At 38.6% G+C, this 12,822-nt stretch carries 11 protein-coding genes; all 11 read right to left on the bottom strand.

From position 1 onward, the window contains the following. Positions 1–14: 14 nt before the first annotated feature. Positions 15–1,517, bottom strand: a complete 1,503-nt coding sequence (locus E3U55_RS02220) for an aldehyde dehydrogenase family protein (RefSeq protein WP_134338695.1) — start codon at positions 1,515–1,517, stop codon at positions 15–17. A 36-nt stretch (positions 1,518–1,553) separates the two neighbouring features. Then, positions 1,554–3,188 carry a thiamine pyrophosphate-dependent enzyme gene (locus tag E3U55_RS02225; protein WP_134338847.1) on the bottom strand — a complete coding sequence of 545 codons (1,635 nt, stop codon included), beginning with the start codon at positions 3,186–3,188 and terminating at the stop codon, positions 1,554–1,556. A gap of 39 nt (positions 3,189–3,227) precedes the next feature. After that, positions 3,228–4,397, bottom strand: a complete 1,170-nt coding sequence (locus E3U55_RS02230) for an LL-diaminopimelate aminotransferase (RefSeq protein ID WP_134338696.1) — start codon at positions 4,395–4,397, stop codon at positions 3,228–3,230. Positions 4,398–4,771: 374 nt separating this feature from the next. After that, entirely contained in the window at positions 4,772–5,026 is a 255-nt protein-coding gene (locus tag E3U55_RS02235) for an HPr family phosphocarrier protein (protein ID WP_134338697.1), read from the bottom strand. Positions 5,027–5,126: 100 nt separating this feature from the next. Beyond that, positions 5,127–6,074: a DNA-binding protein WhiA gene (gene whiA / locus E3U55_RS02240; RefSeq protein WP_134338698.1), complete on the bottom strand. Its 948-nt coding sequence runs from the start codon at positions 6,072–6,074 to the stop codon at positions 5,127–5,129. Positions 6,075–6,112: 38 nt separating this feature from the next. Beyond that, positions 6,113–7,069 (bottom strand): gluconeogenesis factor YvcK family protein, encoded by a 957-nt coding sequence (locus E3U55_RS02245; RefSeq protein WP_134338699.1) that lies wholly within the window; start codon positions 7,067–7,069, stop codon positions 6,113–6,115. After that, positions 7,070–7,957, bottom strand: a complete 888-nt coding sequence (gene rapZ, locus E3U55_RS02250) for an RNase adapter RapZ (protein WP_134338700.1) — start codon at positions 7,955–7,957, stop codon at positions 7,070–7,072. A gap of 27 nt (positions 7,958–7,984) precedes the next feature. Continuing rightward, complete coding sequence (locus E3U55_RS02255) at positions 7,985–8,455, bottom strand: 8-oxo-dGTP diphosphatase (RefSeq protein WP_134338701.1); 471 nt, start codon at positions 8,453–8,455, stop codon at positions 7,985–7,987. Positions 8,456–8,917: 462 nt separating this feature from the next. After that, positions 8,918–9,868, bottom strand: a complete 951-nt coding sequence (trxB, locus tag E3U55_RS02260) for a thioredoxin-disulfide reductase (RefSeq protein WP_134338702.1) — start codon at positions 9,866–9,868, stop codon at positions 8,918–8,920. A 72-nt stretch (positions 9,869–9,940) separates the two neighbouring features. Further along, positions 9,941–10,918, bottom strand: a complete 978-nt coding sequence (locus E3U55_RS02265; RefSeq protein WP_134338703.1) for a tetratricopeptide repeat protein — start codon at positions 10,916–10,918, stop codon at positions 9,941–9,943. Between the two features lie 242 nt (positions 10,919–11,160). Continuing rightward, positions 11,161–12,816 (bottom strand): glycerol-3-phosphate dehydrogenase/oxidase, encoded by a 1,656-nt coding sequence (locus E3U55_RS02270; RefSeq protein ID WP_134338704.1) that lies wholly within the window; start codon positions 12,814–12,816, stop codon positions 11,161–11,163. Between the last annotated feature and the right edge of the window lie 6 nt (positions 12,817–12,822).

The raw sequence follows: 12,822 nt of genomic DNA on the forward strand, positions 1-12,822 counted from the left end.
TATCTTACAAAAACCTATTCCACATCAATTTGTGCACGTTGTAATTTTCCACTGAAATCAACGTAAACCGCTTTCCATTCAGTAAACACATCAAGTGCAGCCTGACCTGAATCACGATGTCCATTACCAGTACCTTTCGTACCACCAAACGGTAAGTGAATCTCAGCACCAGTTGTGCCAGCATTGACATAAACAATACCTGTATCTAAATCTCGCTGTGCTTTGAACACATTATTAATATCCTGTGTGAAAATTGAACTAGATAATCCAAAAGAAACATCGTTATTAACAGCGATTGCTTCATCCAGACTTTTGACTGGAATAATAGATAAAACAGGTCCAAAAATCTCCTCTACAGCTATACGCATATCAGCTGTTACATCTGTAAATAAAGTCGGGGCAAAATAATGTCCTTTACTAAAGTCTCCTTCATCCAATGCGTATCCCCCAGCTAGTAAACGAGCCCCCTCTGTTTTACCGATTTGAATGTATTTTTCAATTTTGCGAAGGCCAGCTTCGTTAATAATCGGTCCCATTTTATTATTTTCATCCAAACCGTCACCGATTGTGATTTTTTCCATTTCTGCGAGTAGACGTTCTTCTAAACGTTCTTTCAAACTCTCATGAACGATGACACGACTACACGCTGTACAGCGCTGTCCACTTGTACCAAACGCACTCCACAAAATTCCTTGAACGGCTAACTCTAAATCTGCATCCTCCATCACAATAACGGCATTTTTACCACCCATCTCAAGGGAAACTTTTTTCAATAATTGACCACATTTCCCTGCGATTTGACGCCCTGTATCGTTTGAGCCTGTAAACGAAATAACTCGGATATCAGGATGTTCAACCATGGCATCCCCTACTTCAGACCCTGCACCGAACACGACATTCACAACACCTTTTGGTAAGCCTGCTTCTTCAAATATTTTAGCCATTTCATAAGCCATCATTGGCGTCTCTGTCGCTGGTTTCCAAATGACGGCATTTCCTGCAACAATCGCCGGGAACGACTTCCAGGTAGCAATGGCAATTGGGAAGTTCCAAGGCGTAATAATACCCACCACGCCAACAGGTGCACGTTGACTCATCGCAAACTTATCTTTTAATTCTGCTGGAGTCGTATGTCCAAACAGTCTTCTGCCTTCTCCAGCCATATAAAAGGCCATATCAATACCTTCCTGAACTTCTCCACGAGCTTCTTCAATCACTTTTCCATTTTCCATCGTTAACAATTGAGACAAATGCTCTTTTCGTTCTTTCATGATATATCCAATACGAAAAAGCACTTCTGCCCGTTGAGGAGCAGGGACAAGAGCCCATTCCTTCTGTGCAACTTTTGCTGCTTCTACCGCTTGATCGACATCATCCTTCGTGGACAAAGGAACGTCGAGTAACTTCTCTCCATTCGCTGGATTGATGACTGGTGCGAACCTTTCATGATTGCTAGCCACCCATTCACCGTTGATAAAGTTTGATAATTTCTTCTCTGTGACTAATGCGTTAGACATAACTAAAATCCCTCCAATTAATAAATTTGAATGAGGTTACCCTCGTGATTGTCGCAACGATTCAATCGTTGATGAGACTGATATATGTTCAGGCTCTGTCATAATCTCGATGACAGTAGGTCCTTGATGATTTAAAGCATCTAATAACGCTGATTCAAAGCTGGAAATATCGTTCACTCTACATCCTTGAGCACCCATATGTTTCGCAATTTCAGAAAATGCCACTTGTCCAAGGTTTGTACCAACGACCCGCTCAGGATAGTGCTTTTCCTGATGCATTCGAATCGTTCCATACATTTCATTATTAAAAACTAAATGTATTACCGGAATTTGATATCGAACCGCCGTTTCCACTTCCTGCATCGTCATCATAAAGCCACCATCACCAGACAACGAAGCGACTACTTTGTCAGGACATGCAAGTTTGGCCCCCACGGCAGCAGGCACACCATATCCCATGGCACCAGAAGTCGGACCAACATAAGTATTCTTGTCATTAAACTGATAAAAGCTATGCAACCACCCTGCAAAATTTCCTGCATCATTAGTTAGAATCGAATTGCCAGGCAAATGTTTCTGCAATAGTTCAATGATATGACGATTAATCGGATCTAATGCCTGAATAGGCTTAAAAATTACCTCCTCGTACACTTCACGACACAATTTCGTCCATAAGGACCATGTGTGTTGAAAATCAATACTGGTTAAACCTTCAAGTGCGACCTTCGCATCAGATTGCACGCCCAAAAATGGAATAAATGACTTTCCAATCACATCATCAGATATATCAATATGGATCAGCTTTTGTTCGTTTGAAATAATAGAATAATCTTGAGTGGTTACCTCTGATAAGCGAGTACCAATCGCTAAAACAACATCAGCCTGTTTTAAAATATCTTTGATGTCAGCATGAGTTCCAAGCCCTAAATGGCCAACGTAACTCGGATGATCATTTCTTAAGACATCGTGCCTTCTAAAGGCAGACAATACTGGTATCTGATATTGGTCAATAAATTCCTCGAAGGCATTTTCGGCTCCTGATAACTTGATTCCGCCACCAGCAATTACGATTGGCTTTTCCGCTGTTGATAAACAGCTCTTGATCATCTCTATTTCATCCGTACTCGGTTTTGGACGAGTAGGTTGATACGAATGTCCGAATGTCATTAATTGATGCTCTCGTAATACATCTTCCGGAAATGATAAAACAACCGGCCCTGGACGACCTGATTGTGCTACTCGATAAGCTCGTTGCATTAGCTCTGGAATTCGCTCAGCATCCTGGACTTCAACAGCCCATTTACATATCGGTTTAAAAAATTGATCCAAGTCCACTTCCTGAAAACCTTCACGCCCTCTAAATTGACTGTGAACCTGACCAAGGAGAACAATCATGGGGGTCGAATCTTGCATCGCAGTATGAACACCAATTGATAAATTTGCTGCCCCTACTCCACGAGTTGCCATAACCACACCTGGTTTCCCTGAAGCCTTAGCATAACCCTCTGCCATGAAAGCTGCTCCACCTTCATGGCGATTAGATATTAACTGAATGGATGACTCATCATATAAGGCATCTAGAATGGGCAAGTAACTTTCACCAGGCACACAAAATACTTTTGACGTCCCTTCCCTTTTCATAAACTCAACGACCGCTTTACCGGCATTCATTTCTTTTTGTATGATGGACGGGTTCACCGTTTTTTCCAACTATAAGACCCCCTCTAAAGCTTTCATTCGTTCGATGGCTTCTTCAAGTTTTTCATTAGGCACTGACAAAGATATTCTGAAATAACCTTCTCCAGCTTGGCCAAAAGCTGTCCCCGGTGTGATGATTACTCCCGCTTGCTCTAACATCGCACTCGCAAAACTCATGGAATCGAAATTACTTGGCACCTTTGCCCAAACATAGAAGGTACCCCGCGGTCGATTCACTTTAATTCCTAACGTATCTAGAGCTTTAAGTGTCTTCTCTAATCGTTCTTCATAGATTAAATTATTGGCTTTAACTGATGATAAATCGCTATTTAACGCCACGGCTGCTGCTTTTTGAATCGGCAGGAATTGACTCGTATCTGTATTACTTTTCACAATGGATAAGGCCTTAAGTAAATCTCTGTTACCAACTGCATAGCCAATTCGCCAGCCTGTCATATTAAAACTTTTGGATAGTGAGCCAAATTCAACAGCTACATCTTTTGCCCCTGGGACTTGCAGTAAACTCGGTGCTTCATAATCGCCAAAAGTCATTAAATCATAGGCGGCATCTTGCGCAATAATAAACTCGTGTTCTTTAGCTAAATGAACCGCTTCTTCAAAAACTTCTTTTTCCACCGTTCCTGCGGTTGGATTACTCGGATAGTTCAATAGCATTAATTTGGCTTGATCTAATTGTTCATGTGATAGTTGTTGAAAGTTTGGTTTGAAGTTCTCTTCTTCAAGGAGTGGTATATGAGCTGTAATTCCGCCAGCTAAATGAATCGCTGATTGATAGACTGGATAGCCTGGATTAGGTACAAGAACGATTTCTGAAGGATTAATAGTTGCAGTAATGAAGTTTGCGATTCCTTCCTTGGATCCAATCAATGTTAAAACGTCATGATCAGGATCTAATATAACTCCATAATGTTTTTGATAAAAATTTGCAACTGCTTCACGGAATTCTGCACAGCCCTGATATGGTGAATATCTGTGGTTTTGTGTTAGGTAAGTTTCTTTAACAAGTTCATCAATGATAAATGTTGGTGTTGGTAAATCAGGAGCTCCGATCCCTAAATCAATGATATCCATCCCTTTAGCCTCGAGCTCTTTTTTACGCTGTTGAAACTGAGAAAAAATATAAGGTGGCAACGTTTGTATACGCTCCGAATAATAATTCAATACCCAGCCTCCATTCGCATTATTAATGATGAAGTTTGTTTATCTCTATATAACCGATTATATGTGTACTACATAATTTTTACAATACTTTGAATAGTCAAACCTTTTGACAATTACTGATATATATCGATACATAAGCCTTTATCGTAGATCAAAAATTTTTGAGGAAAATAATATTGTGGCGAGTGATTGAATGGAAACTGGCGAGTGAAATTTTTAGTGGCAAATCATTAAGCATTTTAGAGAGTGGACAACTGTAGGGACGAGTCAACCAGCAACCTAATGACTAGTGGAGTAATTAAAGTGGCGAGTGTATAAAAAAACAAAAACCACGTCAAGGCTAAAGTACCTAAACGTGGTCGTTATGGATAATATTATTCTTCTTCAATAAAAGATACTAATGAATCCAAGGCTTGCTGTGCATCCGGGCCATCTGCTTGAAGTTTAATAACCTCATTCGAACCAATGGCTAAACTCATGACGCCCATAATACTTTTTGCGTTTACGCGTTTTCCCTCTTTTTCTAAAAAAACATCTGCAGAAAAACGATTAGCTTCTTGAACAAACTTAGCTGCAGGTCTAGCTTGTAAACCTGTTTCCATTTTTACGGTTAATTCTTTTTCTACCAAATTCAGCTACTCCTCTCTTCATCTATTCGGCATTAAAGCGCTTCACTGAAATTTTTATTCATTATAGCATGAAAAATTGGAAATAAAAAGCTCCTCATCCCTAATTTTCTAACAATTCACCCTTACGCAGTTTTTCAGCATATTCATCGATTTTTCTTAAACGATGATTAATACCTGACTTACTGATTTTACCGGTTGTTGAGAGTTCCCCAAGTTCTTTTAATGAAACATCTTGGTATTTAACACGTAACACAGCAACTTCACGTAGCTTATCTGGCAAAGCTTCAAGGCCGACTGTTTGCTCAATGTATTTAATGTTTTCGACCTGACGAAAAGCAGCTCCAATCGTCTTATTCAAGTTAGCTGTTTCACAATTGACCAGCCGATTAACCGAATTACGCATATCTCTCATAATTCTAACGTCTTCAAATTTGAGTAACGCTTGGTGAGCACCGATCAGAATGAGAAACTCAGTAATTTTTTCAGCCTCTTTAATATAGCAAATAAACCCTTTTTTTCGTTCATGTTCTTTAGCATTTAAATCAAAATAATTCAAGAGTTCACATAATGATTGGTTATGCTCTTCATAAAAAGAAAAAATCTCTAAATGATACGAAGACGTCTCAGGATTATTAACTGATCCACCTGCTAAAAACGCCCCGCGTAAATAGGATTGCTTACAGCAGTTTTCTTTGATAAAACTTTCAGATACGACACGCTTAATTGCAAATGAATGTTCAAGAATTTCGAGATCAGTTAATAAACTCTTTACTTGATCATACATCCGAACGATATATATATTGTTTTTCTTTAAACGCATTTTTTTGCGTACAAGCAGTTCTAGAGGTACGTCATTTAAACTTTTGATTAACGAATAAATCCGCCTCGCAATAGCCGCATTCTCTGTCTGTACATCTAAAATGTACTGACGATTGGAGAACGATAGTGATCCGTTCATACGTATCAATGCTGCTAATTCTGCTCGTTTACAGCAGTCATCGCTCTCCACACTGGTTAATTCTTTTTTCGTTTCAGATGCGAATGACATGGTATTCCCCTCATTTCTACTACACTTAACTATTAATATTATAACAAGTCATATAATAATTTAGCGATCTTATGCTCATCGTGTTTTAATGTGCCATCACTATGCAGACTTGCGATATCACCTTTTAACACCGTTACACCTTGGTCAAACAGTGCATCACCATCACAAATAACAGGCTCTGCTTTCTCTTTAGCATACCCAGCTTTTATCGTAGGATTAATTGTTTCGCTATGAACGACAATCTCATCAATAAATGGTACACCGACATGACGGTGCAGAGCTTCAATATGGTCCGAAGCCTTATAACCACTTGTTTCACCATACTGAGTCATAATGTTACAAATATAGTATTTTTGCGCCTTGGCTTCCTTTAATGCCTGCTTAATTTCAGGTGCAAGCAAATTGGGAATGATGCTTGTATAAAGACTTCCCGGCGCAATAACAATCATTTCAGCACGTTTAATCGCTTGAACCGCTTCAGGTAACGGTTGAATTTGTGGAGGGTCATAAAACACTCGCTTAATCCTTTTACCGACTTTAGGTATATTAGATTCTCCACGCACAACAGTACCGTCAATAAATTCTGCTTTTAAATACATATTCGCATTCGCAATAGGGTAAATTCTTCCTTTTACATTAAACACACGCGATATTTCTTTAATCCCCTTATAAAAATCCCCAGTAATCGACGTCATACCGGCAAGAATTAAATTTCCTAACGAATGCCCAGATAACCCATTACCATTTTCAAAACGGTGCTGGAATAATTTCATTAACGTTGGCTCGACATCGGACATTGAAGCAATAACTTTTCGAATATCTCCTGGAGCAGGAATGGAAAGGTCTTCTCGTAACCGCCCCGTACTTCCTCCATCATCAAATACTGTAACAATGGCTGTTAAATTCACAGGAAATTGTCTTAATCCTCGTAATAAAACTGGTAAACCAGTTCCTCCCCCGATGACGACCACTTTTGGTCCGTGTACATTTGTCATCTACTGTTTAATCCCCTTTTTATCAATATCACGGTGATAGACATGTGCATTGTACTGGTCATTAATGATTTCACCGATTTTCTCTGAAAGCGCAACTGAGCGATGTTGACCACCTGTACAGCCAATTGCTATGACTAATTGGCTTTTTCCCTCACGTACATAATGGGGCAACATGAACATTAACAGATCTTGTAACTTACGAACAAATTGTCGGGTCTCTTTCCACTTAAACACATAGCCGCTAACTTCTTGATTTAACCCCGTTAAATCACGCATGGATTCAACATAATGCGGGTTTGGTAAAAATCGAACATCGAACATTAAATCAGCATCAATCGGAACGCCATGCTTAAACCCAAAGGATACAACTTGAACAGAAAAAATATCTTGTGTTTTTTCTGTGTAATTGGTTAAAATCTTCTCTCTTAATTCACGCGCCGACAACCCTGTCGTATCTAGGAGTTTTTGAGCTCGGCCTTTTAGTTCATCTAAAATGTTTCGCTCTTGTTTGATTCCAGTTAACGGTAAGCCTTCTGGCGCAAGCGGATGTGATCTGCGAGATTCTTTGTATCTTTGAACGAGTGATTCATCGCTAGCATCTAAAAATAATACATGCTCCTGAATCCAAGTTTGAGCACCTAATTGATCTAGTGTCTCATATAAACTATCAAAAAATTCACGACCACGTAAATCCATCACTACTGCCAATTTCTTGTTTTCTTCAGGATTTTCCTTCATGAGCTCTAAAAATTTTGGTAATAATGTTGGCGGTAAATTATCCACACAAAAGTATCCCATATCTTCAAAGCTTTGAATCGCAATTGTTTTCCCGGCACCTGACATCCCAGTGATAATGACTAATTCAACAATTTTGTTTTGCTCCTGCATGAAAATCCCCTCTTTGTCATTGATTAGCTAAACACGATCTTCTTTGGTTAACCATTCGTCCAACCGTTGGCGTTGTAACTCGAATTCTTTTGAATAATAAAATGTTCCCGATAAAACAGATTGTGGTTGATTAATTGCATGCTTAATAATTTCCTTGTCTCCTTTTGCCATTGGGAGATTTAAAACTTGATTAATCGGAATCCACTCAAGTTTACCTTCTGGGGTTTCTGATAAAAGTTTACCGTCAGCCTCTTCTGAAAAATATGTAAATAACATCCATTCTTCTTCTTGATCCATAACAAATGTAAATACACTCGATAGCTTCGGGTTCTTTAATGTGAATCCAGTTTCCTCTTGGAATTCACGAATAACAGCCTGGGTTATACTTTCTCCAAATTCCATTTTACCGCCTGGCGCAGAATACCAGTTTCGCCTAGGCTTCTTGATCATTAAAACATGATTTTGGTTAATATAAATAGCATTAGTGACTCGTTGCATTTTGTTCACTCCTAAAAAAGTTGAACATAAATTAAAACGACATTCTCTACTAACATTATACACCCTATGTATGCTCTAGAACAGAAAATCAAATTGGGAAAATCTATATGAATTACAGTAATTATTTTATACTCAAACTTTAGATTGGCGGATAGCTCTTGTGATTTAGCGGATAGCCTACTCTATCTCGCGGATTGATGACCTGATTTAGCGGATAGAACCTCTAATCTCGCGGATTGGTGGTAGGAACTAGCGGATTGACCTGTAAATCTGGCGGATTGATCAACCTAAGTCGCGGATAGCGCCCCATCCATTTAAAATTAAACAAAAAAAACACAGGTAGAATGGCTACCTGCGCGTTAACTAATCTATAGTTAATAAAGGGGGTCAATTAATTAACACCCATTCTACTAGATAAATGTTTCATCCGTGTTACAACAGGGTTAAAATGGAGTTACGTTTTTAACTTTCCACCTTTAATTCTTCTAGTAGTTCTTCAATATAATGTTGAGCTGACTGAGCAGCGATACTTCCATCACCAGTTGCAGTTACAATTTGGCGAAGTTCTTTATCACGAATATCGCCTGCTGCAAAAATCCCTGGTACATTTGTTGCCATGTTTTCATCAGTCTTTACATAACCTTCATCTGTTGTGATGCCTAAGTCAGTGAAAGCCTGATTTAATGGAAGCATTCCGATGTAAATAAATACACCTTCGATTGGCTCTTCTGTCGTTTCACCAGTCTCATTATTATAAAGTACAGCACTACCTACTTTGCCGTCTTTTTCCTTAATTTCTTTCATTTCCGTATTCCAAATGAAATCAATTTTCTCATTATCAAAAGCACGTTGCTGTAAAATCTTCTGTGCACGTAATTCCTCACGACGGTGAATAATTGTTACTTTATTCGCAAAACGGGTTAGATACACGCCTTCTTCTACAGCAGAGTCTCCCCCACCTACGACGAAAATATCTTTATCGCGGAAGAATGCACCGTCACAAACAGCACAGTAAGATACACCGCGTCCACCGTATTCTTCTTCACCAGGAATACCTAATTTTTTATACTCGGCACCTGTCGCTAAAATAACGGCACGAGCTTTGTATTCTTTCTCTCCTGCAATAACGGTTTTATATTCTTTACCGTCCTTAATTTCTTTAATATCACCAAACGCATATTCTGCGCCAAATTTCTGAGAGTGTTCAAACATTTTATTAGATAAATCCGGACCAAGAATATGATCGAATCCTGGATAGTTTTCAACATCTTCAGTGTTCACCATTTGCCCACCAGGTACACCTCGTTCTAACATTAGCGTGTCTAAATCAGCACGAGAGGTATAGACTGCTGCGGTTAATCCAGCAGGACCAGCACCGGCAATGATGACATCGTAAATACGTTCCTCTGTCATACTTTCAACTCCTTTAATCATTCGTTCTTTCTATATCATATTAAATTAATGCGATAGCGACAAATCTTCTGCTTATCTAAACGAATCAAGAACAGGATGCTTTTGAATCCCTTGTTTCCAAATCTTTTTACTGGTCTCGTGAAAATTATTTTTGTCTAATACTTTAGAGTACCAATAAAAATAACTCATATAGTTCGAGACTTGATGACGATTAATTAGTTTAAAACGGTTTAGGGCAGCCTCATATTCACCTACACGAGCTAAGGTAATCGCTAACTTTAACTTCTGCGGTTCGTAAGTTGGATATACATTATTTAAAGATGGTAACAATTCTTGGAATTCCTTGTTTTTTCCAGTTGTATAATAAAAATATGTTAAATTCAATCGACTGTGTAGATTATTAAAATCTTGATCTAACCAAGCTTCTTCAAGTGTAATTGCCTCTTCTTGGTCACCACTGCGAAATAAAGCGTAAGCATACTCGTGTTTAGCAGGAAGATACTCAGGATATAAAGTCATCATTTCTTCGAGGACCTCTAATGCCTCATCCCATTCTTCATGCTCTAAATGGTAAAAAGCTGTCTCTTGATAAATAATGATCTCATCCATGTCATCTAACTCTAAATCATCCTCAGCATCTTCATCAGCTGATAATTGATTTAACATCGTTAATAACTCTTGAACTTCACCCTTGAACTCCCCATCTTCATGGTGTTCAAGGTACTTTTCAGCATATTTTTTAGCTTCATAAAATAGACCTAAATGCGCATAGTTGTTTGCTAATAAATAATAACAATCAGCATAATCTTCTCCATGAAGATCGATAACTTTTTGCAATTGATCATTCGCACGATGGTATTGTCCAATTTCCGTATATAATACAGATAGTTGCGATAAGTATAAAGCATTCTTCGGATGTACATCCAACGCTTTTAACATCCACTTCTCCGCTCGATCAAAACGTTTTTCCTTAAACGCTTTAACACCATATGTAAAATAAAAGTCACCATCATGACGATATGGAATAATCTTTGACTCTGATGTTTGCATAAAGGCCTCCTACATAACGATTTCCTAACTTATAAAGTATAGCATATTTGTAGAATGTTATCGATGGGTGTTTAATGTTGTCATAGATTGTAGAAATTTTCGATTAGTGGCCGATTCGAAAGAATTAGTGGCCAATACTCCTCGTTAGTGTCCAATACAGAAAAATTAGTGTCCGATTTGTGTAATTTAGTGTCCAATACTCCTGTTTTTGGAAAAAGCAACCATAATAAAACCCCACAGATTTAAGCCTGTGGGGTTGGTTCCTTCGCTTGTTTTATCGCTATATCTAACTCTTTATAATAAATGTCTGTTTCTTCATCATTCCATTCAAAAAACTCACTCATTTTCTTCACAACAGGTTCTTTATACTTTTCAACCCATTTTATATCAAAAAATAATGCGCCTGTTCGTCTAATAAAAAAGTCAACTGGCTTGTATACGAGTTCGTGCATCATGGAATATAAAAGTTCCGAATGAATTTCAGGAGCTAATTCATCCTCCAGTACTTTCACTCGTTCATATTCATTAAATAAAAGATGAACATTTGAGCCGTAACGGTCAATCCATTGTGATAAAACTTCATCAGGAATGCCTTTATCTTGACCCTCGTTTGTAGCAATCGCTTTAAATGCTTTAAATCCTTTTGAACCACCTACATTTGCTCCGCTTATCGGATAATGCTTGGTCTGTGATTCTGGAAAACTTCGGTCAGTTTTATTAGATAAAACATCACTCACCTGATCAACAATTTGTTCAGCCATTTTACGATAACCAGTTAACTTTCCACCAGCGATTGAGATTAAACCTGAGTCAGACACGAACACTTCATCTTTACGTGAAATTTCAGATGGGCTCTTCCCTTCTTCATGAATGAGCGGGCGAATCCCAGCCCAAGTAGATTCAATATCATCCTCAGTTAAGTCCAATCCCTGAAACATATCTCGAATCGTATCTAATAAATAAGCCCGATCGTCTTTGGTTATTGTAGGTGTTGATAATTCCTCTGTAAATTCTGTATCCGTAGTCCCGACATAGGTTTTACCTTCACGAGGTATGGCAAAAACCATCCGGCCATCGGATGTGTCATAATATACAGCCTGCTGTAACGGAAACTTAGCTTGATCAAAAACAACATGAACACCCTTTGTATGATAAAGGTGTTTATTGTGCTTGGTGTGGTCCATCGAACGAATATGATCCACCCAAGGTCCAGTTGCATTGACGACCGTTTCCCCATAAACATTGTATTGAGTATTAGATAATAAATCGTTAGCCTTAACACCAATGACTTTACCATCTCGATATAAGAGCTGCTCAACTTTCATGTAATTAAACGCCGCAGCCCCTTCTTCGACTGCTTTTTTTAACACTTCCAATGTTAAGCGCGCATCATCAGTCTTATACTCTACATAATAGCCGCTTCCCTTCAAGCCTTCTTTTTTAAGTAAAGGTTCCTTTTCTAAAGTCTCCTCTACTGATAACATTTGGCGACGCTCGTCTTTCTTTACACCCGCTAAGTAGTCGTAAACTCGAAGGCCGATATTAGTCGAAAACGAACCGAATGAACCTTTTTCATAAAGCGGCAGCAGCATCCACTCAGGTGTTGTCACATGAGGACCATTTTCATAAACAATTTCGCGTTCCTTGCCAACTTCTGCGACCATTTTGACTTCGAAGTTTTTCAAATAACGTAAACCGCCATGAACAAGTTTAGTCGATCGGCTAGATGTACCCGCAGCAATGTCTTGCATTTCTAACAACAACACACTCATGCCGCGAGTCACAGCATCAAGCGCAATACCTGCACCTGTTATACCTCCACCAATGACGATTAAATCAAATTGATTTTGTAAAACTTCTTTGTTTATCTCACGAAGTTGATTATTTAAAAAATTCATCTAAGC

The organism is Filobacillus milosensis, assembly GCF_004402015.1.
GTDB lineage: Bacteria > Bacillota > Bacilli > Bacillales > Alkalibacillaceae > Filobacillus > Filobacillus milosensis.